We start from the raw sequence: 25,320 nt of genomic DNA on the forward strand, positions 1-25,320 counted from the left end.
CAGACACACCTTGACGCCTTAACGCCGTGGTTGCCAATCGATTGTGGCCAGAACCGCGATCGTTGCCCCGATCTTTACCGTGTGCTGGGTCGTTGTCGCATGACTGTGAGCAACCTCACTCGTTACCTGATGACCGTACTTCACTTCGTTTTCAAAGCGAATCCGGACGTCAACCGGCTGATGTTGCCGGAGCCATTCGGCGGGCAAGGTGTCCAACATCCAATCGAAGTAATGGGCGTTGTTCACGTGGCCATTCTCATCGATATCGAAGTAGCGCACCGTATACGGCTTAGCGACGCTGGTCGCCGTTTGGTCAACCTTCTCTGGTCGGGGTAAACGCGGTAACCGTTTGACGGGCTCGGTTCCGTACGGTGCCATGATGGCTGCTGGAATCGTCGCAATCTTCCGGGTCGCGTAGCTCATGGTGACCCAGATGCCCTCGCCGTAAGCTAACTGATTGCCCTCAGTATCGAGCAACCAGTACTCCCGGTAGGCAAAGTATTTATTAAAGGCCGTTGCCCGCGTCTTGAGGGTCACCTGATCCCCAATCTGGGGAAGCTTATCGACCTGCAAGTGATACTGTGTCACAACCCAGCCAACCCCTAGACTGTGGATGTCGTCCGTGGTTAATTTCAACGCGGCGTTCTGATCCTCGGAGACCAGGACGAACAAGTTGATTAGCATGGCGAGGGTTAAATGGCCGGTGTCATCCGTTTCGTAGTAGACGACCCGGTGGGATTCACTGAATTCATTTTCGGCCACGCAGGTCACTCCTCATCTAAGTGGTGGTAAGTTCGATAAACTTCTTGTTTCTTCAGGCCGCGGAGGTTCGCGACTTCTTTGATAGCTGCGTTGGGCTTGTCACCGGCCGCAATCAAACGGTCGACCTGTGTCTCAATGGGTTCACTGAGATCAACCGCAGCGGTCGCCGTAGTCGTTGGGTGATCATTTCCCCCAACCAACACAACGAACTCGCCCCGAACCGTATCCGTGGCGGCCCATTCGGCCAAGTCGCTCAGGCTTCCACGCAAGAATTCTTCGTAGCGTTTCGTGAGTTCACGGCACAAAACAGCGGGCCGATCTTCCCCCATCCCCACAGCCAAGTTGGCCAGCGTCTTCTTCAGACGGTGCGGCGCCTCGTAGAAAATCAGCGTTTCAGGCCGTTGGGCCAGCTCATCGATCTCGGCACGCTGATCCTTGGGTTTGCGATCCAGGAAGCCGTAGAAATAAAACGGTTGTGGCGCTAAACCCGAGGCAATCAATGCCGTTAGACCTGCGTTGGCACCGGGTAACGGCACCACCGGAATGTGAGCGTCGATGCAGGCGTTGACCAGTTCATGGCCGGGATCCGAAATGGATGGCATCCCCGCGTCACTGACTTGGGCGATCTGCATCCCCTGCTGAAGCTTCGCAATCAATTGGGGAATGCGTTCCTGCGTGTTGTGTTCGTGAAAACTAATTTGTTTGGTTTCAATTTCAAAGTGATTTAAGAGCTTCTGGGTGTTACGGGTATCTTCGGCGGCAATCAAATCGGCCGCCTTTAACGTCTTGACGGCACGAAAGGTCATGTCGTCGAGATTGCCAATGGGTGTCGGCACCAGGTATAAGTGACCGCTGTCTGCGGCTTGAAAACTACGTTGACGTTCCATGTGTGGTGCGGACCTCCTATTGATCACGATAAATAACTTCTAGACAGAAGGCACATTCCTCGTCCTGCTTACGCCGCGTGCCATAAAATTCACGGCAGACGTGAAAGCCTTCTTCATACAATTTTTCCAAGATCTGCCGTGACTTGGACAAGCCCTGCGGCGTCTCAGGTGCTTCGGGTAAATCACGTTGGAGCTCCCGCAGAAGGTCCCGTAAATGTTGGTTTTCGATTTCCAATTCGGCATTTTGCTCGAACACCTGGGTCATCTCGGCCTGTAAGTCAGTGAATTGGGCGAGCACTTCTTGTATTTGGCCCTCGAGCTGCTTAAATTGATCGTATACTTCTTGTTTTTCCAAGTTGCCACCCCTCCAATGCTGACTGTTTAGCGCGGAATCTGCGCTAGGATCTGTAACGTTAAGGCTTCTAAGATGCCCTGAAAATTCATATTTCCAGCAAGCTGACTCCGGGTTTCCAGCGTCAGCGTCATGATGGCAACGAGCCGATCGATACTGAGCCGCTGGGCCATTTGTCGGCTGACTTGTGCGACCTGTGGAAAGGCCAACTGGTCATCGGCCACACTAGCATTCTGCTGGCGTAAGACATCGTGCCAGACCTGCACCACCATATCCAGAATAGTTCCCTGGAGATCACGATTACTTCCTAAAGGCAACAGTTCGGTCTGTACCCGCACAAAGGCTCGCTCATCGCCAGCACAAGCCGCGCTGAACCACTGACCCACACTCGCCTGGGCCGTTTTCAGCCAGTCCTCAGCCGTTAACGCTTTGGCGGCCTGAACGCTTTCGGTCAGCGTCGCCAACAGATAACGTTGACTAGGGACGATGTCCGCGGCCGCCAACGCATCGGCTAACGCACCAGGCGCCACTCGTAGGAAGTCCACGACTTGTGTCCGTGACAGAATCGTGGGTAAGATCAGATTCTTATTGGCCGTCAACAGCAGAGCAACGGTATTGCCCACGGGCTCCTCAATGAATTTCAAAAGACTGTTGGCTGCCCCCGTTGTCATACGATCGACCTGGTCGACAATAAAAATCTTCTGGTTACCTTCAACGGCGCTCTTGGTAAATTCGGACTTGAGGTAGCGGACCTGATCCACCTTGATGCGTTGCCCATCCGGGACCACCGACACGACGTCGGGATGATCCCCGGCCTGAATACGCTGGCATTCCGGGCAATGACCACAGGGCAGACCGTTCTCGTCTACATTGGGACAGAAGAGCCGCATGGCAATGACCGTGGCCAACTGTTGCCGACCGGTCCCGTCAGCCCCGTTAAATAGGTAAGCGTGGGCTAACCGGTTCTCGGTGATTAAATTCATGAAATGACTCAACAGCTGTGGCTGCAACCGTTGTGCTGTTGCCACGAGAGATTCTTCGGTCATGAATGCCCCCTAAAATTGATGGAACTGATCGACAGGAAGTACGAAGACCGTAGCGCCCCCGACCTGAACTTCCACCGGATACGACGACGTATTGTCTAATTGCGCATCCAGGTTAACGGGTGGCGTCATGAACTGCTGCCGCGTGTGACTGGCCGCCTTGATCATTTCCAAGACCTCATCGACCCGGTCCTCTTCTACACCAATCATAAACGTGGTATTCCCAGACTTCAAGAAGCCCCCAGTGGTCGACAATCGCGTTGCGCGAATGTTCTTATCGATGAACTCATTGCTGAGGCGATTTGCGTCCTTGTCCTGGACGATAGCGATTAATAATTTCATTGCTGTTCCTCCCTCAAATGCCGGTTTAGAAATAACGGGTTGCGGTTTGTTTGATCAATGCCAAAGCTTCTGCAACCACCTGATCAGGTGCCTGGGTCGCATCGATTAATTTAATCCGTTCTGGATGAGCCTGTTGCAACCGCAGATAAGCGGCCCGCACACGATTGTGGAAGGCTGCCTGCTCAACGTCTAGTCGATCAACTTGATCGGCCTGACGGTGCGCTTGAATCCGGCGCAGTCCCACCTCGGCAGGAACGTCAAAATACACCGTCAAGTCGGGCAGTAACCCATCCGTGGCGAAGGTATTCATTTGTGCAACGGCGTCCTCACCAATTTGGCGGCCCGCTCCTTGATAGGCAACGGAACTATCCACGTAGCGGTCACATAGAACCAACTGATCAGCAGCAAGTGCCGGTAGAATCGTCTGTGCGATGTGTTGCCGCCGTGCTGCAGCGTACAACAACGCCTCCGTGCGGTAGTCCATATCGGTATTCGCCCGATCCAAAATAATCGCCCGAATGCTTTCTGAAATGGGATTGCCCCCCGGTTCGCGTGTAATCGTCAACCGGTCCCCCAAAGTGGGCTGAATCTTAGCGGTAATGGCCGCGAGAGCGCTGGTCTTACCGGCGCCGTCGGGTCCTTCGAAGCTTATAAATGTTCCTGACAACATACTCGACCCCATTTTTGATTGAATACATACATTGTACTTGAATTAAGAAATGATGTCTATTTGCATCGTTTGAATTTCACGCTTTCGCTAACAATCGATAGGCGTCCGCGTGGCGCTTGTTAACGCCTTCCATAACCAGTAAAAATAAAGGTCCATTTGCAACCAGACGCCATCTAAACGTCGTACTCGGTTTCCTTGATCCCGGCGTTCATCAAATCGTACGGATTCTTCATCTTTTCGGAATCCCAACTAGCTACGCCGACGACTAATCTGACCTCTAAAGTCGCCAAGCTATCCGTTGTGGCCAATGCCTTATCGAAATTTTCCTTGATACGCTGACCCGCAATGTTAGCCCCCTTGGAATCCGTAAATAGTAGCACACCCCAAGTTGGGTTCGCCCGATCCAACAGGTAGGTAATATCGTTGGTCCGCATCGCATCCTTGATAGTCTCTGACACTAATTGAAGAAGGGCACTCAGTTGCGCATCACTAATCATACTCCGCATTTCTTGAAAGTAACGAATTCGAATAATCATTGTCGTCACTGGCAGGTTGAACCGACGATTTGTTTCCGTAAACACCGCCGTATCTTCAATAAAGGAAACCGTCGTTCGCAGATTCGTCGACTCATCGAACGCGCCTCGTTCCACCAAGTCACTCCGCAGTTTCACATTATCCGCCTGCAATTTCCGCAGGTGAACTGTCATGCCATAAAACGTCACTGACAGTAGAAGTGGTAAAAACAGCCAAAACGTCAAGCCCCACGCCACCGTATCGGCATGCGTTTGACTCACGTAGATGACGATCAAGACTTGGGCAAACATAAATGCCAGATTTAACAGTAACCCCGTAATGATTCCCCAGAAGTAGGTAAAGAGAATCAAGCAAATGGTCACAGCCAGAAAGCTCACGTTGATCATCAAGTAGTGAATCTGAGTCGCGGCCATCCCCAGTGCAAGCCCACTCACCGTCATAAGAAAGGCAATCAGATAAATATCCGTCAGCCAAGTCTCTTTGTTCGAATTCTTCGCCCGATTATTCATGATGAGTCGTCTCCTTTCGCCGGCGCCGCAAGCTTCCGTGCTTCCACAGCAAGAGTAATAACGCTACCGTTACAACGACAATCACCATCAATGCAATCCCTAGATAGAGCAACTCCTGAGAATGACGACTTACTTCTTGTTTAGTATTCAGTGAAGTGTCAATTAACTTATTCTTTTTAAACCGGAAGTCATCATGATTATTATCCGGATCAACAATGATGGCATCGCCTTTATACTGTGCGATATTCCGCTGATAATTGATCTGGGTTGATGCCAGGTAAGTTCCGTTTGCACGTGCGCCAGTGACGACCAATAGCCCCTTCTTCCGGTTGTATGGGGAGCGTAATAACTGAGCACTACCGATAGTTTGACCATACTGCTGTTCAATACTCAGCTTCTCGTTCGACAGGAATCGCGCTTCGGTATCGTTGTACTTGAAGTAAAGGTGACGATTCAGGTGGTGAATCAATTGGTTTTGCTTAGGCGTGCCAAAAGCAATCACATTGGCGTCAGCCATTACATGCTTACTCGGTTGCTGATCGTAAAACTTAATCGTTCCCCGATTATTTTCAGCATAGTTTCCGATCAGGTTAAAGATGTTCGTCAGCGTCTGATAATCCGTACTGGTCATCGTTTGAGGCCGAACCACTGCAATGTCGTCATAGGTCGAATTCTTCAGAAATAGATTTGGATAGTTGCTAAAGAGCAGGTCGTTCCCCGGCGCTGATTTAACCCGAGCTACCGATGTCGGTTCAATGCTGGCCCACGGCGTATGCGTGTTGTCCTGGGTACCGGCCGTATTACTCATCGGCAAGTCCAGTGCCACCCGCACGGTAAAGCTGTTCCCTAGGGCCATCCCCTTAGGTAACGCCACCGTCAACGTATCGTTATCGGCCCGGGCCGCGCTCAGCCGCTTACTCCCGATGGGCGTATCGTTGATGTACACCGTGGCTAAAGAATTCTTGAAATCCAGATTCCGTGCATAACGCAGATGAATACTAATGGTCGACCCATCCGCATTGTTACGATCAACGGGCAAGCTCACGAAATAGCTCCGTTCCTGATGATTAGCCCCGGTGATCCGATCAGCCTCGGTCGTCAGTTGGTACTTGCCGTCGTAGTTTAACGTCGACGTAAACGTCTGGGTACCGGCCGTAATCGTCTCGGTCGGGTGCTTGGACTCCTTCATTAGTTCAGAATTAGCCACGAAACGCGCCGCCTTCTCGAGCAGTGTTCCCGTAGTTGCCGTCACTACCAAGTAATGTTTACCTTTGGCATCATAGCGCTTGATCTGGCTGGTATTGCGCAAATCCGCACGTTTAAATAATTTTTGAAAACGGGCCGGCAGGTGCTGATACTCAGCCATGACCAATTGATAATCCGCAGCCCTACCATCAGCATTGCTCATTTGTACGACGGGAATCTGCTGATTTTCAGTCGTAATCACCCGTGATTCACCAGTCAGGGCATACATACTGGCTGCTAATTCAGCATTATTCGCTTGATTGGGAACGACAATGTAGGCATCGCGATTAACGATGGTGTCCGGCCCCGAGAAGTGATCGTAGAAAGCGTCGATATTCTTAGTCGGCGCCTTTAACGCGTACTGAAAGTTCACGGCCGAACGATTGTCTACCGTCAGCCAATTGGCCGGCGTCTGCGTCAACCGATAATCTCGCTTACCCGCCCGATTGAGAATCTGGCCACTAATTTTAAGTTCATTCTCGCCGGACAGGAGTCGCAATGGAATTTTAATCGTCTTCGTCTGTAACCCGGTTTGTTTATTCGGCCGAAATGAAGCAAACTTCACCCCACCTAACGATACCGTGATGTCAGACAACTGCCGACTAGACAATTGGGAGACCTGATAGTTGAGGTTCAGTGTCGCCTTCTTCACATCCCAATAGTCCATTTTGATAAAGTAGGTACTCATTTCTACGGATTGCCCGGACAGGCTGGTCGTATTGTTTTGAAACGGCTGCGTGTAGGTCTTCAACGCAACCTTGGTCTTGGCACTAGCTGGGGTGGCTCCCAAGAACACACTCAGAAAGGCCACTCCTAAAAGAACCACCGTAACCATTAGTTTACTGATAGCGTTTAGTTTTATACCACTTTGCTTGTTGATGAAAGACTTGTTCACGAATATACCCCACCATTCCATAGGCCGCGACTGCCAGCCACATTTGACTATACACGACGTACATAAAAATAATAATCAACAGGTTGCCTAACGTCATTTCTCCCTTTTCGGTCGTAATCGTCACGTAAGTACTAATGACAAATAACACGATAGCAAAGATCCACAGCGTGTTATTGAACCCTAGGAGGTTAGAATGCGCAATGCCGGCCACAGAAAGCACAAACACGGTATCTGAAAGAATTAACGACGTCATGAGCAGAAAGTAAACGGATAAGAAATATAACAGATCAAAGCGAATCTTTCGGCCGGTCTTGCGAAAGATCAACGGCAGATTTTTCAAGATGACATAGATGTTGCCCTTGACCCAGCGCGTGCGCTGATGAAACCACACGTCCAACGTCTGAGGTTCCTGTTCCCAGGTGACCGCCTTGGGTTGGAAATAAATTCGATAGCCCAGTCGATACACCCGAAAACTGATTTCAGTGTCCTCGGCCAAGGCCTTGGTATCCCATCCCCCGATCTTATCCAACAGATCTCGCCGAATCACGTAGTTGGTCCCGGGAATCGTACAGAGTTTAAACAATCGCAGGCGCCCGGCCTGAGCCATCCACTGAAAGGACAGGGTTTCGACATTAATGAACCGCGTCAGCAACGACGCATTCTTGTTCCGCGTACGGAACTTTCCAATGACCGCGCCGTACGTCTTATCCTGCATCAGTTCGCCCACCAAATAGCGTAGTGCGGGACGTTCCGGCGTATTGTCCGCATCGTAAACTGAAATAATGCTTCCCTTAGCCTGCTTCAACGCAATATTCAAAGCATTGGACTTTCCCTTTCCACCATTGGTTTTATCGGTATTGATCACCTCAAGATTGCGTTTAGGATACGTATCCTGAATCTGCTTCAGCAGTGTTGCAGAATTATCACTGGAATTATCATTGATCACAATAATCTCGTATCGGTCATGGGGATAGTCAAAGTTCAGCAGTGACAGCACCGTCTTCACGATAACGATACCTTCGTTATGTGCCGGCACCATGACTGACACGAACGGTACTTGCTCGGGCAACTCCGGCGCCGGTGTCCGAACATCCTTGAGGTACTGGGTATAACCGGCCATTGTCAGAATCAGATTGACCACTAAAATTCCCCAGATCACCAGAATCGAGACGAATACAAAATAATCTAAGATACTCAAACAACCACCATCCTCTCAGAAATCAACATGCCGTTACCTTTAAGCCACCAACATCCTCACAAAATTACCCGTCACTTATTACTAATGTATTTTCCCCGAAATTTGTCGCATTTATTTCCGATTTACCCCACATTTTCGTTTTAGCCGCACATTGATGGGGACTCGCAACCATTTATTTGACAGCCTACCGACCGTACATTATTTCCGACGGAACATGCGGCGGTAGATTCGTCGACCTAGAATCAGGAACGTCACCAGTACGATTGTTGTGAAGGTAAAGAACACCAATAGAATATTGCCCTGAACCTTGAAGTAGCGATCTAACGCCACGTGCCGTTTCTGGGAAAAATGATACTTGGGAATTCCCGTTGCTTCAGGCCCCACGGTCACCGGACTCCCGTTGAGATAATACGTGCCTTGCTTGTACGCAAAGGTCGCCGAGGCACTCGTTATTTTCGTCTGTAAGCTGTCCTGTGGTTGATACCAATTAACATTCAGTTGCGTTACCCGATGCGTAATGGCTACTAACTGCTTGCGACTAGTCGGAAAAGCAACCGTCACTGCCGTCGGTACTGGAAACTTTAACTGATTGACCGCGACGCGTTGCCCATCTTTAACCGTCAACAGTGAATTCAGGCTAAGTCCCGTCCAGGTCTGTGCGTAACGTCCTCCAAGATTATCCTGGTACGCAAACGTTGTTGTCGCTGGATTGGGGAGTAACAAGACGCTGGTCGACCGGGCCAACCCATACTTTCGAAAGACCTTATCTTGATTCCAATAGACTGGTGCGCTGATGCCGACCGGCATGACCTGTCGCTGCCCCAATTGGTTAAGCTCTTCGACCATGGTTTGTTCTAACAGACTGCCACTCTGTTTATTGGCGGCCCCCACAACTGGTACTTGAAGAAAGATGATTCCCTGATTATTTTCTACAATTCGTAAGGCCTTCGCAAAACGGGAGAATGCCGCCAGTGATGTATTGTCGGCCACTGAGGTCGTACTAATTGCAAACGGGATGCCCGCTGCATTGAGTCGTTGTGCCAACGTCGTCAACCGCTTCAAATCACTGTAGGGCGTGACACCCGTTATTGTCAGGAGTGGTTGTAACTGTCGCTGCTTGCCAAACAGTTGTGCAATCGTCTGCGCAGCTAAAACCTGACTGAAACCACTCGCCTCAAAGTACGGTAGATACCCCCGTTGACCGACGACCGTGCCATACGGATAGCGCCCGATGCCCTGATTCTGCGGACGCAACGTGCCATACCGGTGTGCCTTCCCCTGCGTCTTCAACAACGTGATATCCTCACTGAAGGGTAGCAGTTGCTGCTGCCCCTCAGCACTCAGTATCAGCTGCTGGTGATACACGTTACGACGAACGGCATGAAGCTCGCGGGCCTCCACCGCACTTAGTCCCTGGCCAATGTGCAACTTTTTTCCAGTAAAGGCCGCGCGATCACGCGTAAATTCAGCGTTCTTCAAGTCCCCTTGCGGCCAATTGATCAGCGTAACCACGCCGGCGTAAGCTTTCGTTGTCAACTGTCCAGCATGGTAGTCACTCAATCGTTCCGTTTGAGTCGCAACGCCTGCACTGGCCAAGATCTGCTGGAGTCCTGCTAACTTTTTTTGCCCGTCAACCGTGGGATTAATTGCATCGTAGACGATGAGAACGCGTTTACTGGCAGCAATGGCGGGACTTGTTTGCCCCCACCCTATGCCTAGACAGGCGACAAGCACGAGTAAGCCTAAAATTAATCGCTTTTTCACGTGTCATCCTCCTCAATGTTTCCGTTGGAGTACCATAATCGATGGTTCAACAGGTCCGCGATAAAGGTAATGAAGATTAGATCCAAACTGACTGGCACCATGAAGAGATGTTTGGCCAGGTCAGCATCCCCGTCCCCGATAATCGAGATGATCGGAACAAAGATAAAGACGGTTAATAGCCCCGTTACCAGGAAAAAGCGCACGATATTGACCACTCGGTGGTGGACCAGATCGTTGTAGGCCCCGATCAGAAAGACAATCAGTAACGCAATTGTCAGTAGAATATCGAATGAGAACTTCTGCGGGAAGAACGCCCCAGCAACGCTACTGAACCCCGTAAAGTAAGTCACTTGGACCCCAGCTGGCTTCCCGCTTGCCTGCTGATAATCCCCAACCGCTTTAACCTGCGTAATCATCATGTCACCGGCAGCCACATCAAGTAACGTGTGAAACTGGGGATAGTGATGGGCGTAGTACAAGACGATCCAGCCAAACCCCGTCTTGTCGTTCAACCCTTTTTTGACGGACTTGTCGCTCGGATTGATAGCGGCAAAACTCTTCGGGTAGTAATCCTGATTGCGCATCAACGCGTACTGCTCGTCCACACCCCGCTGAGCAATCTTTTTGCTCGGATCATCCGTATGCAATAGAACCCCGTGGGTAAACGCCTGGTACTGGTTAATGTCATTAAACTGCTTCGTAATGAGGGTGTAGGTGAGGACCCCCGTTACCAAAATACCGACGATACCTCCCAGAATCCACAGCCACTGCGCTCGCTTCTTAAAGATAAAGAACAACCCGATGCTGGTCACCACGTAGCTCAACGCCAGCGGCGCATTCTGCTGTTTATTCGCAATCAGTAGCATAATGCTGACAAAGTAGACGATCGTCAAAATGCGGGGATGCCAGTGCGGACGACGGGCCACCAGCATCAGTGACGCGAAGGCGTAGAGCATCAAAATCAGCATCCCGGGCTCTGCAAAGAAAGAGTTGAAATACAGCGTAAATGACGAGTCTGCGAAGACAAAGACAATCAGCAAGGCAATCAGATAACTTCGTAATTTGCGGTACGGTGCCGTCATCACCATGGTCAAAAGGTACATGCTTCCTAGATAAGGCACATAATAGACCAAACCCATGAAGCGTAGATCAAAGACCGTTTTGCTGTAAAACAGCTTATTCAGCAGAATCGCCAGCTTAACAAAGAGCGGTTGCGAAGAAAATACAGCGGCCGTCGTGTCATTGTAATACTGCATGATTCCCAGCTTCGGTGTGACGTAGTCGAGCATGCTGTAACCCTTCAGATGATAAAGACCATTCACAAACTGTGCTCGATAAAAATCACCGTTATCAGCGAGGCCGTGAAATGGCGGTACGAAGAGTAAGTAACCGGCAATCACAGCCGCCAACACCGTTGCCAATAATGCCGGTGAACAGTGCCGCGCAAACCATCGCCAGCCAGCTAGCCATTTTAATTTGATACCATCGATGGTCACGCTGCCCCTTCTCTCCTAACTCGTGCAAACTTGGCCTAGACTCTAATCATCTACGATTGGCCTGCACTAGTAATTAATTGCTCAGTAACTAGCGGCATTGAGCGCCGTTAAATTACTGTAAGAATAGCTTTGATGCGTCTTGGCATCCCCAATACCGCCTTGAATCACCGACGGCTGTGTAACTTGTCCAGCCCACACCAGCCTCATGGCCATCCGATAGTTGGCCTGATCATTGGCCGTTGCAAAGATCATGGCCGCCAATGCATAGTTAGCCGTAGACTGTCCGCTGTTGGTGACGCTCCCCGCTGTTGAATAACCATTATAGAGCTTCTTCACTTTAACCTGTTGGGCTAGCCAAGTGCGACTAGTTGCTTTCAACTGGCCGATTTCGGCCAAGTGTAGCAGAACTTCCAGGGCTTCCGACGTGTTCAGATTCTTAGGCGAATACGTCAGCGTTCCCCAGCTAAAGCTGGCTGCATATAGGGGGAAGACATTCCCCAAATAACCACCCTGAACCACTTTAAGCTGCTCGTCGTAAGCCTTACGTCCAGCCTTAGTTTCATTCTCATAATAGTGTAACGTCTTAAAGTCAAAGTAAGCGAGACTCGTTGTCTTAGCCGTCTGTTTCGTCTGGGGGTCATAGTAATCGTAGAGTTTTCCATCCTTGAGTGCCCCCGCCTTCAACGCCGCAAAATGACTTGCTGCGGCCTGGCGGTAACGATTTGTCTTGGTCTGTGCGTCATACAAATTCAACGCCCGAATGATTCGCAAATCATCTAATGTGGCGTTAACCGCAAACCGTTTCTTACTGCGCGGATCATAACGATAACTGAATTGCCCAGTGTCACCAAACGTCTTGACCGTTGCCTGGTAAAATTGACGAAAGGCCTGATACTGATGATGTTCGGCTAAATACTGCAACCACATTCCGGCGGATTCGCTTAATAATTCATGCCCGGTGGCTGCCCCAGATTGACGGGTCTTGGTATCAACATAGTTGGTATAAATACCCTGTTTTGTCTGCATCTTTTGGGTGATAAAGCTAGCCAATTGCTGTTGACGCTTTTGGTCGGCTACCGTATGGAGCGTCGTCTTCCGTACAAAGCCAGTTGGTGTCGCTTTAGGTGGTGTCATCGTTGCTGCTTTGGACCGGCATCCTCCCAGTAATAGCAGGCATTCAGCCGCAAGTGCGATGAGTAGCCACTGCCTTTTTTTCATCTCGTAATCCCTTCTCTAAATTCGGAATTTCAATCGACGATTCACCTTCATCTTACCATGTTTTTTCTAGAAAAAGCACGTCGTTATATAACACAAAAGTTATAGAAATACTTATTGTATGATAATTAAAATGCCGCCCAAAATTCGGAAACCATCTCCTGCCACTAAGTCCGTAAAGATTGGGTTACACTATCTAGCTGTTTGCGTCATGAACCATTACTGCCGGTAGCCCGCTCATCCAATTGGCCACAATTCATTTATACAGTCTATGTATATTACGCAACTTGCATGATTTCGACAAAAAACTCCAGATTAACCGCTGATGGTCAATCTGGAGTTCACTTTTTATTTCAATGTCTTATCTGAAAAATTACTTAGTCGCGGAAAACTGCCGCCGAGATGTGTTTGCCCTTGACCCGCCGCAACCGGGCTTCTCGGTACAAGAACAGGTAGGTTTGCCGTGCCAGGGCGGTATTAGCCGTCATTTCGTTGTCGGCATCGGCAATGGCTTCTTCCGTTTGCTTTGCGTGGTCCCAACGGTCCTTAGCATCATCGATGGTGGCCAGAAGCTGCTCATCGTAGGCCGCCTTCAACCGGGGAAATTGGCGTTTCTTTCGTCCAAACATCAGTCGCCCTCCTACATCTCTGTCCGACCTTCAACGGCCTTGAACAGCGTCATTTCGTCAGCGTATTCGATATCACTCCCCACGGACAAGCCGTGAGCCAAGCGAGTCACTTTAATCCCCGCCGGTTTGATCAATCGCGAGAGGTACATTGCCGTGGCTTCACCCTCAGGCGTGGCGTTCGTGGCAATGATGACTTCTTTCATATCAGGATTCTTCTGCAGGCGGTTGATCAGACTGGTAATGTTCAAGTCCTCAGGCCCCTTGCCTTCGATCGGCGACATCACGCCATGGAGGACGTGATACAAGCCGTGATATTCCTTCATCTTTTCCATCACCATGATGTCCTTAGCCTGTTCGACCACCAAGACGTGACTTTGATCACGCGTCTTGTCGGCACAGATGGTGCAGGGATCGCTCTCCGTGATATTCCCACAGATCGAGCAATAGTGCAGGTCCCGCTTGGCCGAGACCAACGCCTTGGAAAACGCCGTGACATCGTCGTCCGCCATATCAATGGTGAAGAATGCCAGCCGAGTCGCTGACTTTTGGCCGATGCCCGGCAGCTTCATATAGCTGTCGATCAACTGCGCAATGGGTTCTGGGTACTGCATGTCACAACGTCCTTTCTGCCTTACATACCAGGAATATTCATCCCTTGGGTGTACTTGCCTAACGTTTGCTTCGTGGTCTCATCGACCTTGGTCAACGCGTCGTTAACGGCAGCTAACACTAGGTCGGCCAACATGTCGGGGTCGTCGGGATCGATGGCTTCTGGCTTGATTGCTAAGTCAGTCATCTTCCGGTCGCCGGTAAACGTCGCTTGGACCATGTCGTCTGGTGAGGTCCCGGTAAAGGATTGCGCGTTCAAATTCGCTTGGTCCTCTTCCATCTTCTTTTGCATTTGCCGCATCTGTTTCATCATGTTTCCCATATTTCCCATGTTCCGCATTGGTATCATCCTTTCAAGGTTTAATCTTGTTTAACATCCACAATGTCTTTACCGAAGAGTTCTTCGGCCTTAGTCACGACCGGATTGGCCGCAGGCTTTGCCGGCTGAGCATCTTCCTCGCCATTGGCCTGCAACTCGTCACGGTGGGCGGTCAGATAATTCTTGCGAATCACCGGCCACTCATCCTTGGGAACGAAGACCACCGGTAGTGCCGACCCAATCATCCGGTCGAGGCCGTTCTCTAAGGCATCCGTCAGCTCGTGATCGGTCGTCGCCCGTTGATACAGGAACGAATAATCAAAGGCCACAATGGCCCCAGAATTGGCCGCCGCCACGGGTTGCGACACCTTCATGACAGCTCGCTGCGTCACGGTCAGGCTATTGAGCAAGTCAGGCCAGACCTCTTGGAGCTGATTGAGCTTCTCACGGGTCGCTGAACCCAGCACCGGATAAATCTTTGCCAGGTTAACTTCCTTGGTCGCCGGTGACTTGGCTACCCGGGGTTTCGCCTTGGTCGGCGCCGCAGCTGAGGCCGCTGGTGCCTGTTCGAGGTGTTTCACGGCCGACCGTAATTGATCGATCTCGTGCTGAAGTTCCGTCACATCGGCGTTCCCCGCCGCTTGTGCGGGCACCGGTGCCTCTGCATTCGGCGTTGCCGCCGGTGTCGTCGTAGCCGCTGGTGTTGCCCCCTTCTGTCTGCCAATCTCAGCCAACTTAATGGTCAGAATTTCTAGATAAACATCGGGGTGCGTCGTGAAGCGCATCTGTTGTTGAATGGCATTGAGTTCGTTGATCATGGCGTACATGGTCTGCGCCGGGGTCTGTTTGGCCAGTGCCTGAAAGTCCTCGCTGACACTCCCCATCTCGGCCTCTTCAACCATCTGTGGTGCCTGCTGATACAGCAACAGGTCCCGGGCATAACTGATGATATCCTCGGTAAACCGCTCGGCATCCTTACCGGCCTCTAAGACGGACTGTAAGCTTGCCAAGGCTGACTTGGTATCACCGGCCAGAACTTGTGAAATGTAGGTCGCTAACAGCTCGTGGGTGACGCTCCCAGTGACCAGCAAGGCATTGTCCAACGTAATCTCGTTGTCGCCGAAGGACAGGGCTTGATCCAGGATACTCAGAGCATCCCGCATTCCGCCCTCGGCAGCCTTGGCAATCACCTTCACGGCCTGATCATCATAGGTGACGTCCTTTTGCTTGAGGATGTAAATCATCCGCTCGTAACTGTCGTTAGCTGCGATCCGTTTGAAATCAAAGCGCTGGGTCCGCGAAATAATCGTAGCCGGAATCTTGTGAGGTTCCGTCGTGGCTAGGATAAAGATCACGTTAGCCGGCGGTTCCTCCAACGTCTTCAGTAAGGCGTTGAAGGCCCCAGTCGACAGCATGTGGACTTCATCAATGATGTAGACCTTGTAGTCGGCCACGGTCGGCGCGTACTTGACCTTGTCCCGAATATCACGAATCTCTTCGACCCCGTTGTTGGAGGCCGCATCGATTTCGATAACATCGTTGAGCGTGCCAGCCGTGATGGCCTTACACGTCTCACATTCGTTGCAGGGTTCGCCGTCGACCTGATGGTGACAGTTGATTGCCTTGGCAAAAATCTTCGCGGCCGAGGTCTTCCCAGTGCCCCGCGGCCCGGCAAAGAGGTACGCGTGACTGATTTGATTCGTCGTAATGGCATTCTTCAGCGTACGCGTAATGACTTCTTGCCCAATCATGTCATCGAAACGCTGCGGGCGCCAGACCCGGTAGAGTGCTTGATAAGCCATGCAATCGGTTCCTTTCTTCAATAATTCTCAGATAAATTCGCTGTTCATAATTATAGCCTTTTTCCCTACCGTCTGTCACGGATTGTTGGGTCGGTTTTAGCGGAAATTAATTTTGGTTTTTGAAACCAATCGTGCCTATTCCCTTAACCATCCGGTTTGACCAGATAAAATTTAAAGACAGAAAAGGAGCTGCGACAAACGTCACAGCTCCTGCTTAATTGCTCATAAACTTGAAGCACAAAGCGAAGCAAACTTAGTGCTGCTTCCTTCCGGACCTGACACAATTCGTAAGTCCGCCCTTGCTTCAAGGCCTTAACGGCAATAACTAGTGTATCATGATTCGCTAAGCCTGTCTAGCAGCTTGGCAAAATTGTCAGGGATACTCGTCTAAAACAGCACCGCTCACGTGCCTCATGACAACTGGTTAGTTCTGCGAATCCTGTGCCGATACTTTGGCCTTTCGGGCCTTTTTAGCCGCCTTTTGGCGCTTTCTTGCCGCTTTGAAGAACGCCACCATCCGCTCACCAGCATCCTTGGCCATCAGGCCCTCGTGAACCGTGACGGTGTGGTTAAGTCGCTCGTCCGTCAACGTCTGATAAAGACTGTCCACGGCCCCCGCCTTGGGGTCCCGCGCACCATAATAGACTTCCGGAATTCGAGCGTTGATGATCGCCCCACTACACATCAGGCAGGGCTCGATGCTCACGTAAAGCTGACAATCCTCGAGGCGCCAGCTTTTAAGCGTTGCACAGGCTTCTTCGATGGCACGAATCTCGGCATGGAGCGTGGCATCGTTGGCGTGTTCCCTAAGGTTGTGCCCCCGGCCAACGATCTTGCCTTCATGGACGATAACCGCCCCAATCGGCACTTCGCCGATCAAGCCAGCCTGATCCGCTTCAAACAGGGCTTCTTTCATATAATGTCGTTGCAGAGGTGAATAGGAAGTGTCACGCATCGAACCCCTCCTTTCCAGTCAGTTAGGTTAATTCAGCGTACTTTCCAAAATATAATAACCTTTGTCTTTTTTGATGATTTCACAGTTACCAAATGTGGCTTTCATATTCTTCTCGGCCGATGGTGCCCCCTGCTTCTTCTGAAGCACAACGGTCAACGTCCCCCCTGGTAAGAGGTGTTCCTTGGCGCCCGTCAGCATGGCCGTGACGACCTGCTTACCGGCTCGAACGGGGGGGTTCGTTAGGATGGCAGCGTAACGCTCCGTGACGTGCTCGTAAATATCTGACGTCTTGATTTCAACGTTTTCAATCTGATTAGCCACGGCGTTTTGCCGCGCCAGGTCCAACGCCAACTCGTTGACATCGACCATTGTGACTTGCCGTTCAGGCCACTTCTTAGCCAGTGCCAGGCCGATGGGACCGTACCCCGTGCCCAAGTCTAGCCAAGGGCCAGCCGGCGTCTTATCGGCATTAAAGGCCGCTAATAAAGCCCGTGATCCGTAGTCGACTCGGTTCTTGGAGAAGACTCCGTTGTCGGTGGTAAACAACAATTCGTTGCCTAAGAGGGTAAACGGCCAATGGTGTTCCTCATGTAAAACGTCTGGATTTTGTGTATAATAGTGATTAGTCAAATTCTCCGCCACCTTTTAGGTCTATTTTACCTTAGTTTTTTAGCGGAAAACAAGAAAAATAAATTTAATCCGTCTAGCACTATATTTGGTAGTTATTGTATTGACCAACTACCAAATATGGTGCTTTTTTTAATTGCTATTTTCAATATCTGGTGTACACTTAACACATTGATATTGAAATTTAAGGGATGTGGCAACAATGAAAGTAACAGTCTACTCAAAGAATAATTGCATGCAATGCAAGATGACAAAGCGTTTTCTCAGCGAACACAACGTGGAGTTTGAAGAACGGAATATTAATCAAAATCCAGAATATGTGTCTTACCTTAGAGACCACGGCTTCCAAGCCGTACCAGTTGTTGAAGCACAGGGGCTTCCTGCTTTCTATGGCTTCCGGCCAGACCAATTGACCAAGATTGCGGGCTAATTGAAGTAAGCACAAACCCGTCTTGGCGACGTCGTGTTTGTTCACGGTGTCGCCATTTTTATATGATTTTTAACGGTTAACTAACTAATTGCCTACCAAATATGCCTTGGGCATTCTGCCCTATATGTAGTCTCTGTTCAATTCATCAGTGTTTATCAAATGCTGATGATATGAGATTAGGCAATTGCTGATGGACGACACAAGCGTCAGCCGCAGGGACGGTCAAAATGGGCTCAGCAGTGGAAGTTCTCTTAGCGGGTTCGCCGCTTAGAATCCCGAGATTTTCCGTATAAAACTAGCCCAAGAGATACCTGGCAGCTAACTGCCGGGCTAACTGCTAGCTTAGCCGGAGGTGGTCAGAGATGTAGCCGGCCGTGTCGATGGCTTTAGCTGACGTCCTTTGTCAGGTTAAGACCATGGGACGTGCTTGGAGACGTCTGAACTGTGACGGCTTCAAGCCGAGGTTCAAGACCGCTTCCCAGGCTTGAACCGGTCCCCACAGCAGGCGAAATCTCTGGCAACCGCAGGCGACAATAGTTAGACCAAGGAAGTAATGATTATTAAGAGAAGGAAGAGATGACGAGTATGAGTTTAAAGAATTTAGGCGACGTCACGTACTACGATTTAAACAACGAGATCAACATCCCCGTCGATGGACAGATTCCGCTGAATAAGGATCAGGAAGCCTTGCAGGCCTTCTTGACGGAAAACGTGATCCCTAACACGAAAAAGTTTGCCACGCTCCGCGACCGGTTCGATTACCTCATCGCCGGGAACTACGTTGAACAACAGGTCATCGATCAGTATCCCTTTGACTTCATCGAAGACCTCTACAGCTACCTGAAGGCACAAAACTTCCACTTCAAGTCTTTCATGGCCGCCTACAAGTTCTACGCCCAATATGCACTGAAAACGGACGACAACGACTACTACTTAGAAAACTTCATCGACCGCGTGGCCATGAACGCCCTCGACTTTGCCGGTGGCGACCAACAATTGGCCCACGACCTTGCCGATGAAATCATTCACCAACGTTATCAACCCGCAACGCCAAGCTTCTTAAATGCTGGTCGGGCGCGGCGTGGTGAATTGGTTTCCTGCTTCTTAATTCAGTCCACCGATGACATGAACACCATCGGCCGGACCATCAACTCCGCGCTTCAATTGTCCCGTATCGGTGGTGGGGTCGGCATTAGCCTTTCCAACCTGCGGGGGGCCGGCGATCCCATCAAACACATCGATGGCGCCGCTTCTGGCGTGGTTCCAGTAATGAAACTATTAGAAGACAGTTTCTCCTACTCTAATCAACTGGGCCAACGTCAAGGGGCCGGTGTGGTCTACCTGAGCGTATTCCATCCCGACATCATCGCCTTTTTGGGTGCAAAAAAGGAAAACGCCGATGAAAAGATTCGGCTCAAGACGCTGTCACTTGGGGTCACGGTACCCGATAAATTCTACGAGCTCTGTGAACGAGACGCCGACATGTATCTGTTTAGCCCTTACGACGTGGAACGCATCTACGGCAAGCCATTCTCCTACGTGGACATCACGACGGAATACGACAACATGGTCGCTAACCCTGACATTCGTAAGAAGAAGTTGAAGGCGCGTGAACTGGAAACGGAAATTGGCAAGCTCCAACAGGAATCCGGTTATCCTTACATCGTCAACATCGACACCGCCAACCGCGAGAGTCCCATCGATGGCCGTATCGTGATGAGTAACCTGTGTTCCGAAATCATGCAGGTCCAAACGCCATCCACGGTCAACAACAAACAAGAATACATTCAAAAGGGAACCGATATTTCCTGCAACCTGGGGTCAACCAACATCGTTAACCTGATGACCTCCCCCGACTTCGGTCACTCCGTGGAAACCATGGTGCGTGCCCTGACATTTGTCACCGATCATTCCGACATCGACGTCGTACCCTCTATTCAAAAGGGCAATCGACTCGCTCACACGATTGGTCTGGGGGCCATGGGACTTCACAGTTACTTTGCCAAGAACCACATGATGTATGGGTCCAAGGACAGTATCGGTTTCACCAGTGTTTACTTCATGCTGCTGAACTACTGGACGCTCAAAGCTTCCAACGAGATCGCTAAGGAACGCCACGAAACTTTCCACAACTTCGAGAAGAGTACCTACGCCGACGGGAGCTACTTCGACCGTTACACAGAACAAGACTGGCGGCCAAAGGCGGAAAAGGTCCAAGCCTTATTTAAGGACGTCTGGTTACCTTCTCCTGAAGACTGGGCAGCGCTCAAGGCTGCGGTCATGCAAGACGGACTGTATCACCAGAACCGGATGGCCGTTGCGCCTAACGGATCGATTTCCTACATCAACGACACCACAGCCAGCCTCCACCCCATCATCAATCGGATTGAGGAACGCCAGGAAAAGAAGATTGGGAAGATCTACTACCCAGCACCTTATCTGGACAACGACACCATGCCATACTACAAGTCCGCTTACGATACGGACATGCGGCGGGTTATCGACGTCTACGCGGCAGCTCAGAAACACGTGGACCAAGGGATGAGTTTGACGTTATTCATGCGCTCGACGATTCCAGCAGGCCTGTACGAATGGAAGAACGGCCGGACCGATAAGATGACGACGCGGGACCTCAGCATCCTACGTAACTACGCTTACCGCAAAGGCATCAAGTCCATCTACTACGTACGGACGTTTACCGACGACAATAACGAAGTCGGTGCCAACCAATGTGAAAGCTGCGTTATTTAGCAAAAATTAAGTAAAAGCGGTGAATCCGCGTGTTGCTCAGTCCAGTGACTCCTCCGGGATTCTGTACTGGGCAACATTAGCGGAAGTCGCCGCTTTTTGATTCACATTTTCACCACCTAAATGTGGTAAGCTTAGGCCAACACAATGTTGGACCCCGGCAATATGAAAAAGGAGTGGCTGCAATGGCAAGAACTGAAGATTATAACGCAATCAACTGGAACGCGGTTTCTGACGAAATCGACAAGGCAACTTGGGAAAAATTAACGGAACAATTCTGGCTGGACACCCGGATTCCCGTCTCCAACGACTTGGATGACTGGCGGACGCTAGACACCGACCATCAATGGGTCGTGGGCCACGTCTTTGGTGGGCTGACCTTACTGGATACGCTGCAATCTCAAGATGGGATGGCGGCCCTGCGTAAGGATGTTCGGACCCCTCATGAAACGGCGGTCTTAAACAACATTCAATTCATGGAATCCGTTCATGCCAAGAGTTACTCCACAATCTTCTCCACGCTGAATACGCCCGATGAAATCGATGAAATTTTCCGGTGGAGCGACTCCGAAGAATTTCTGCAGAACAAGACTAAGCGGATCTTCGACCTTTACCACGATGACGAGCACCCCCTGAAGAAAAAAATCTCCAGTGTCTTCTTGGAAACGTTCCTGTTCTACTCCGGGTTCTTTACCCCACTGTATTACCTGGGTCACAACAAGCTGGCTAACGTTGCCGAAATCATCAAGTTGATTCTGCGGGACGAATCCGTCCACGGCACCTACATCGGTTACAAGTTCCAACTCGGTATGAAGGAATTGACCGACAACGAACAACAACAAATGAAGGACTGGATGTACGACTTCCTTTACAAGTTATACGATAACGAAGAAAAGTACACCCACACTCTCTACGATCAAGTCGGCTGGACAGAACAAGTCTTGACCTTCATCCGTTACAACGCCAACAAGGCACTGATGAACCTGGGCCAAGATCCCCTCTTCCCCGACACTGCCGAGGACGTGAACCCCGTTGTCATGAACGGTATTTCCACGTCGACTGCCAACCATGACTTCTTCTCCCAAGTTGGGAACGGTTACCTGTTGGGTAACGTCGAAGCCATGAACGACAGCGACTACAACATCGGCGAACCCCAAGCGCCCGATGACCCTAGCAAATAAATTCGACAGATGAAGACGCCACAAACGCCGAACCACCGTATGATGGTCCGCACGCTTGCGGCGTCTTTTGTTTTTCGGTCATATATGGTAAAAATTGTCGCCTGCGGCTGCCAGGGATTCTGCCGCTGTGGGGACCGCCTACAGCCAAAGAACGGGCTTCCGGCTCGGTTTGAAACCTCGCGAAAACCTTGCGAGTTTCCAAACACGTCCCACGGTGTAAGGCCGGGAAAATTCAAACACCCGGTCTAACACCGTTGTCACGGCTGGCGCCACCCCTGGCCTCCTCCGGCTAGGCTAATCTTCTCCCACATAATGCCCCAGTCGTGCCTAATCAAAAGTCTCACTCATATTAATCATCACGCTATAAAAAACAACTCACAACCATTTACATCAACTCTTCAATCTCCTCAACCGTTGGCGTGGCTCGCGTCAGTGCTGGGATATGGGCCGTGATCCAGTCGATGTCTCGGTCCCACCACGCTAATTTCTCCAAGGCCACAATCACGGCCGGGGCAAAACGCGGACGAATCAGCGCGGCCGGGTTACCGCCAACAATCGTGTACGGAGCGACATCCTTGGTCACGACGCTGTTGGCTCCTACGATGGCTCCGTCACCAATCGTGATACCGGGTAACACCGTCACGTTTTGCCCTAGCCAAACGTCGTTACCAACCACGGTATCGCCCTTCAATGGAAGATCCGCGAGACGCGGCGTGAAGGCCTGCCAGTCGCCACCTAAAATGTTAAAGGGATAGGTCGACGCCCCGGCCATGGCATGATTAGCACCGTTCATCACAAATTCAATACCACTCGCAATCGAGCAGAATTTGCCGATCACCAATTTATCACCTAAAAACTCATAGTGGTGGGTCACGTGCCGCTCAAAGTCTAGCGGCGCCACCGGATCATCATAGTAGGTATAGTCGCCCACTTCAATGTTGGGCCGTTGAATCACGTTCTTTAGAAACACGACTTCCTTAATTTCCGGGTTGGGGTAAACTGCATTCACATCAGGAACTGTCATGGAAAAGCCTCCTCGTCTTCAATTACCCTCAGTGTACCGGGCACCTCAGCGGAAAGCAATGCCAAAATAAAATGGCCGCACCGTCGTTGGTTGGCCATCACTCACCTTATTTTCCCTGTACAAATCCTTCCCGCCGAAATGCCGGGTGCGGATACTCGTAGAATCCCGCTCCAGTTTCCTGACCCAGCCGATGATTGTCGATCAATTCGATCTTGATTCGGTGGGCTACTGTGACCAAGCCCTCGCGTCCCGGTTCGGCACTGGCACCTAACATCAGCTGATAGGCCGTCTGCAGTCCAATCTCGTCAAGTACCGCAAACGGCCCCCGCACGGCACCGGTCGCCATCATCCAGGTCCGATCAATGGTCTCGAAGTCAGCCACCCCCTCGACCCATAGCATCAACGCCGTGCTCAGGAAAGAATCCAGCATAGCATTTAAAATATAAGCCGGATGTTCCTTCTGTAGCTGAATCGGCACCATCCCAATCCGGCGCACAAAGGCCACGACTTCCTGGTAAATGACGGGATCCGTTCCCGGATGTCCCATCACCTCGGCCAGATGATTGACCCAGACGTGGTTCGTGAAGTGGAGTGCCAAGAATTTCCCGGGCCGGCCGGTAATCGCCGCAAATTGACTGGGAACCATCGTCGACGTGCTGGTAGCGAAGATGGTTTCCTGCGGGGCTACCTTAGCCAACCGCGCGTAGAATTCATTCTTCACGCTCACCACTTCCGGAACGGTCTCAATCACCAGGTCGGCATCTTCCACCGCCGTCTCCAGATCCGTGGCGTAACGCAGATGATCATTGGTCGTTTTGATGACGGCCGGTGTCGCCTTGCGCTCCCGCATGTAGGTTCGGTCCCACGTAGCCACGCGTCGTTTTGCTGCAGCACTAGCCGCTGGATTCACGTCGTAGACGGTCACGTACAGGCCACTATATGCAATTTGAAACGCAATCTGACTCCCCATTGTCCCGCCACCAGCGATCACAACTTTTTCGATTGCCATTACCCCTCACCCTTTCTAGTCATTCCCCAACAAATCTTCACAAAACTCCACAAAATCTGGCCTAGGCCACCCGTCATTTTGCGGTATAATGGATTGTAAGTTACGCGCCGCTATCGGTTTAAAATGATTACGTTATCCGGCGTGCCACTGTCTAAATTCAGGGGGTCAATTTCTATGCCAAAAATCAAAAACGTCTGCGTCTTCTGCGGATCCAACCACGGTTATGATCCAGACTTTCTCAAACAAACGAACGCGCTCGGCCAATACCTCGCCGCTAACCACCATCCCGTTGTGTACGGTGGAGGGAAGGAAGGCCTGATGGGCGCGATTGCCAAGTCCACCATGGACGCCGGTGGTGAAGTCATCGGGATCATCCCAACCTTCTTAAGCGAAATGGGCTTGGCCGAAACCAACGTCACTACGTTGTTAGAGACCAGCACCATGGACGAACGGAAAGACGAAATGCTTCGCCAGTCCGATGCTTTCATCGTCCTTCCTGGTGGTTTTGGTACGTTTGAAGAATTCACGACCATGCTGTCGTGGAGCCAGATCAACGTTCACCAAAAGCCAATTGCCCTCTTCAACATCAACCACTACTTCGACGAACTCGTGGCCATGATGCAGAAGTGCTGTGACCAAGGTTTCGCACCACAAGAAAACATGGATCTCTTTATTGACGCACCTTCGATTGACAAAATCTTCGAAGGCTTCGCGACCTTCCATCACCAGCTGCCTTACAAATACACGAACTAGTCTTTAGTCTTGGCATTAGCTGCGTCGCCTGCGGCTGCCAAGGATTCCACCTGCTGTGGGGACGCTTCAGCCTAAGAACCGGGCTTCTCGCTCGATTTGAAGCCACGAAAACCACCTGTCTTCAAAGTCGCCCATGGTGTAGGCTAGCAAAGAACGCCAGCCAACGCCATTACCACGGCCGGTTCCATCCTGGGCCTCCTCCGGCTACACTATTTCTAACCCAAAACACTAGCCGAACCCATGCCATTGCTCTCCATTGCAATGGCAACAGGCACGTGCAATTTCAAAACTAATCTAACCGAACGGGCTTAAATGCTCGTTC

General features: G+C 50.8%; 24 protein-coding genes and 1 other RNA gene. 4 read left to right on the forward strand and 21 right to left on the reverse strand.

The features are described 5' to 3' along the window. Positions 1-18: 18 nt before the first annotated feature. From FD07_RS01875 to FD07_RS01960, 19 genes are all read right to left on the reverse strand, one after another. Positions 19-762: an acyl-[acyl-carrier-protein] thioesterase gene (locus FD07_RS01875; protein ID WP_020088171.1), complete on the reverse strand. Its 744-nt coding sequence runs from the start codon at positions 760-762 to the stop codon at positions 19-21. A gap of 5 nt (positions 763-767) precedes the next feature. After that, positions 768-1,649, reverse strand: coding sequence for a 16S rRNA (cytidine(1402)-2'-O)-methyltransferase (rsmI, locus tag FD07_RS01880; protein ID WP_020088170.1), 882 nt, complete (start codon positions 1,647-1,649; stop codon positions 768-770). 16 nt (positions 1,650-1,665) lie between these two features. Further along, the gene (locus FD07_RS01885; protein ID WP_020088169.1) at positions 1,666-2,004 is read right to left on the reverse strand and encodes a DNA replication initiation control protein YabA; all 339 of its coding nucleotides are present in this window, start codon (positions 2,002-2,004) and stop codon (positions 1,666-1,668) included. A 26-nt stretch (positions 2,005-2,030) separates the two neighbouring features. Continuing rightward, positions 2,031-3,047: a DNA polymerase III subunit delta' gene (gene holB, locus FD07_RS01890; protein ID WP_020088168.1), complete on the reverse strand. Its 1,017-nt coding sequence runs from the start codon at positions 3,045-3,047 to the stop codon at positions 2,031-2,033. A gap of 9 nt (positions 3,048-3,056) precedes the next feature. After that, positions 3,057-3,386 (reverse strand): cyclic-di-AMP receptor, encoded by a 330-nt coding sequence (locus FD07_RS01895; protein WP_020088167.1) that lies wholly within the window; start codon positions 3,384-3,386, stop codon positions 3,057-3,059. 25 nt (positions 3,387-3,411) lie between these two features. Then, the gene (gene tmk / locus FD07_RS01900; protein ID WP_020088166.1) at positions 3,412-4,056 is read right to left on the reverse strand and encodes a dTMP kinase; all 645 of its coding nucleotides are present in this window, start codon (positions 4,054-4,056) and stop codon (positions 3,412-3,414) included. Between the two features lie 173 nt (positions 4,057-4,229). Continuing rightward, positions 4,230-5,099, reverse strand: coding sequence for a diguanylate cyclase domain-containing protein (locus FD07_RS01905; RefSeq protein ID WP_020088165.1), 870 nt, complete (start codon positions 5,097-5,099; stop codon positions 4,230-4,232). Beyond that, the gene (locus tag FD07_RS01910; protein ID WP_033388465.1) at positions 5,092-7,260 is read right to left on the reverse strand and encodes a cellulose biosynthesis cyclic di-GMP-binding regulatory protein BcsB; all 2,169 of its coding nucleotides are present in this window, start codon (positions 7,258-7,260) and stop codon (positions 5,092-5,094) included. Before FD07_RS01910 ends, FD07_RS01905 begins: the two co-directional genes overlap by 8 nt. Then, positions 7,184-8,437 carry a glycosyltransferase family 2 protein gene (locus FD07_RS01915; RefSeq protein ID WP_020088163.1) on the reverse strand — a complete coding sequence of 418 codons (1,254 nt, stop codon included), beginning with the start codon at positions 8,435-8,437 and terminating at the stop codon, positions 7,184-7,186. Before FD07_RS01915 ends, FD07_RS01910 begins: the two co-directional genes overlap by 77 nt. A 198-nt stretch (positions 8,438-8,635) precedes the next feature. Then, positions 8,636-10,201 (reverse strand): polysaccharide deacetylase family protein, encoded by a 1,566-nt coding sequence (locus FD07_RS01920; protein ID WP_020088162.1) that lies wholly within the window; start codon positions 10,199-10,201, stop codon positions 8,636-8,638. Continuing rightward, complete coding sequence (gene wsfD / locus FD07_RS01925) at positions 10,198-11,697, reverse strand: glycan biosynthesis hexose transferase WsfD (protein WP_020088161.1); 1,500 nt, start codon at positions 11,695-11,697, stop codon at positions 10,198-10,200. The genes FD07_RS01920 and wsfD overlap by 4 nt, the downstream gene beginning before the upstream one ends. An 81-nt stretch (positions 11,698-11,778) precedes the next feature. Next, positions 11,779-12,915: a hypothetical protein gene (locus FD07_RS01930; protein ID WP_027825858.1), complete on the reverse strand. Its 1,137-nt coding sequence runs from the start codon at positions 12,913-12,915 to the stop codon at positions 11,779-11,781. Positions 12,916-13,289: 374 nt separating this feature from the next. After that, on the reverse strand, positions 13,290-13,541 hold the full coding sequence (locus FD07_RS01935) for a YaaL family protein (RefSeq protein ID WP_020088159.1): 252 nt from the start codon (positions 13,539-13,541) through the stop codon (positions 13,290-13,292). 11 nt (positions 13,542-13,552) lie between these two features. Beyond that, entirely contained in the window at positions 13,553-14,152 is a 600-nt protein-coding gene (gene recR / locus FD07_RS01940) for a recombination mediator RecR (RefSeq protein ID WP_020088158.1), read from the reverse strand. A 20-nt stretch (positions 14,153-14,172) separates the two neighbouring features. Continuing rightward, positions 14,173-14,490 (reverse strand): YbaB/EbfC family nucleoid-associated protein, encoded by a 318-nt coding sequence (locus FD07_RS01945; protein ID WP_020088157.1) that lies wholly within the window; start codon positions 14,488-14,490, stop codon positions 14,173-14,175. Between the two features lie 20 nt (positions 14,491-14,510). Then, positions 14,511-16,271 carry a DNA polymerase III subunit gamma/tau gene (dnaX, locus tag FD07_RS01950; RefSeq protein WP_020088156.1) on the reverse strand — a complete coding sequence of 587 codons (1,761 nt, stop codon included), beginning with the start codon at positions 16,269-16,271 and terminating at the stop codon, positions 14,511-14,513. A 224-nt stretch (positions 16,272-16,495) separates the two neighbouring features. Continuing rightward, positions 16,496-16,582: signal recognition particle sRNA small type (gene ffs, locus FD07_RS12070), an RNA gene on the reverse strand. A gap of 113 nt (positions 16,583-16,695) precedes the next feature. Further along, positions 16,696-17,226: a nucleoside deaminase gene (locus tag FD07_RS01955; RefSeq protein ID WP_020088155.1), complete on the reverse strand. Its 531-nt coding sequence runs from the start codon at positions 17,224-17,226 to the stop codon at positions 16,696-16,698. 27 nt (positions 17,227-17,253) lie between these two features. Continuing rightward, entirely contained in the window at positions 17,254-17,856 is a 603-nt protein-coding gene (locus FD07_RS01960; RefSeq protein WP_020088154.1) for a class I SAM-dependent methyltransferase, read from the reverse strand. A gap of 199 nt (positions 17,857-18,055) precedes the next feature. Here FD07_RS01960 and nrdH point away from each other — a divergent pair, with 199 nt between their 5' ends. From nrdH to nrdF, 3 genes are all read left to right on the forward strand, one after another. Next, complete coding sequence (gene nrdH / locus FD07_RS01965; protein ID WP_020088153.1) at positions 18,056-18,283, forward strand: glutaredoxin-like protein NrdH; 228 nt, start codon at positions 18,056-18,058, stop codon at positions 18,281-18,283. 585 nt (positions 18,284-18,868) lie between these two features. Next, the gene (nrdE, locus tag FD07_RS01970) at positions 18,869-21,034 is read left to right on the forward strand and encodes a class 1b ribonucleoside-diphosphate reductase subunit alpha (RefSeq protein WP_020088152.1); all 2,166 of its coding nucleotides are present in this window, start codon (positions 18,869-18,871) and stop codon (positions 21,032-21,034) included. 182 nt (positions 21,035-21,216) lie between these two features. Further along, complete coding sequence (nrdF, locus tag FD07_RS01975) at positions 21,217-22,212, forward strand: class 1b ribonucleoside-diphosphate reductase subunit beta (protein WP_020088151.1); 996 nt, start codon at positions 21,217-21,219, stop codon at positions 22,210-22,212. A gap of 385 nt (positions 22,213-22,597) precedes the next feature. Here nrdF and FD07_RS01980 read toward each other — a convergent pair whose 3' ends face one another. Next, positions 22,598-23,236, reverse strand: coding sequence for a Vat family streptogramin A O-acetyltransferase (locus FD07_RS01980; protein ID WP_020088150.1), 639 nt, complete (start codon positions 23,234-23,236; stop codon positions 22,598-22,600). Positions 23,237-23,342: 106 nt separating this feature from the next. Next, positions 23,343-24,245: a 3-hydroxyacyl-CoA dehydrogenase gene (locus FD07_RS01985; RefSeq protein WP_020088149.1), complete on the reverse strand. Its 903-nt coding sequence runs from the start codon at positions 24,243-24,245 to the stop codon at positions 23,343-23,345. A gap of 174 nt (positions 24,246-24,419) precedes the next feature. On the opposite strand from FD07_RS01985, the gene FD07_RS01990 reads away from it, so the two are divergent. Then, positions 24,420-24,998, forward strand: a complete 579-nt coding sequence (locus FD07_RS01990; RefSeq protein WP_020088148.1) for an LOG family protein — start codon at positions 24,420-24,422, stop codon at positions 24,996-24,998. Positions 24,999-25,320: the final 322 nt, after the last annotated feature.

The organism is Levilactobacillus parabrevis ATCC 53295 (assembly GCF_001434055.1).
Classification (GTDB): domain Bacteria; phylum Bacillota; class Bacilli; order Lactobacillales; family Lactobacillaceae; genus Levilactobacillus; species Levilactobacillus parabrevis.

Coding starts and splice junctions, on each gene's coding strand:
- recR (WP_020088158.1), bottom strand. CDS start 14,152: ATGCAGTACCCAGAACCCATTGCGCAGTTGATCGACAGCTATATGAAG.
- FD07_RS01935 (WP_020088159.1), bottom strand. CDS start 13,541: ATGTTTGGACGAAAGAAACGCCAATTTCCCCGGTTGAAGGCGGCCTAC.
- dnaX (WP_020088156.1), bottom strand. CDS start 16,271: ATGGCTTATCAAGCACTCTACCGGGTCTGGCGCCCGCAGCGTTTCGAT.
- FD07_RS01910 (WP_033388465.1), bottom strand. CDS start 7,260: ATGGAATGGTGGGGTATATTCGTGAACAAGTCTTTCATCAACAAGCAA.
- nrdE (WP_020088152.1), top strand. CDS start 18,869: ATGAGTTTAAAGAATTTAGGCGACGTCACGTACTACGATTTAAACAAC.
- nrdF (WP_020088151.1), top strand. CDS start 21,217: ATGGCAAGAACTGAAGATTATAACGCAATCAACTGGAACGCGGTTTCT.
- FD07_RS01930 (WP_027825858.1), bottom strand. CDS start 12,915: ATGAAAAAAAGGCAGTGGCTACTCATCGCACTTGCGGCTGAATGCCTG.
- FD07_RS01990 (WP_020088148.1), top strand. CDS start 24,420: ATGCCAAAAATCAAAAACGTCTGCGTCTTCTGCGGATCCAACCACGGT.
- FD07_RS01985 (WP_020088149.1), bottom strand. CDS start 24,245: ATGGCAATCGAAAAAGTTGTGATCGCTGGTGGCGGGACAATGGGGAGT.
- tmk (WP_020088166.1), bottom strand. CDS start 4,056: ATGTTGTCAGGAACATTTATAAGCTTCGAAGGACCCGACGGCGCCGGT.
- rsmI (WP_020088170.1), bottom strand. CDS start 1,649: ATGGAACGTCAACGTAGTTTTCAAGCCGCAGACAGCGGTCACTTATAC.
- FD07_RS01955 (WP_020088155.1), bottom strand. CDS start 17,226: ATGCGTGACACTTCCTATTCACCTCTGCAACGACATTATATGAAAGAA.
- nrdH (WP_020088153.1), top strand. CDS start 18,056: ATGAAAGTAACAGTCTACTCAAAGAATAATTGCATGCAATGCAAGATG.
- FD07_RS01945 (WP_020088157.1), bottom strand. CDS start 14,490: ATGCGGAACATGGGAAATATGGGAAACATGATGAAACAGATGCGGCAA.
- FD07_RS01980 (WP_020088150.1), bottom strand. CDS start 23,236: ATGACAGTTCCTGATGTGAATGCAGTTTACCCCAACCCGGAAATTAAG.
- holB (WP_020088168.1), bottom strand. CDS start 3,047: ATGACCGAAGAATCTCTCGTGGCAACAGCACAACGGTTGCAGCCACAG.
- FD07_RS01905 (WP_020088165.1), bottom strand. CDS start 5,099: ATGAATAATCGGGCGAAGAATTCGAACAAAGAGACTTGGCTGACGGAT.
- FD07_RS01895 (WP_020088167.1), bottom strand. CDS start 3,386: ATGAAATTATTAATCGCTATCGTCCAGGACAAGGACGCAAATCGCCTC.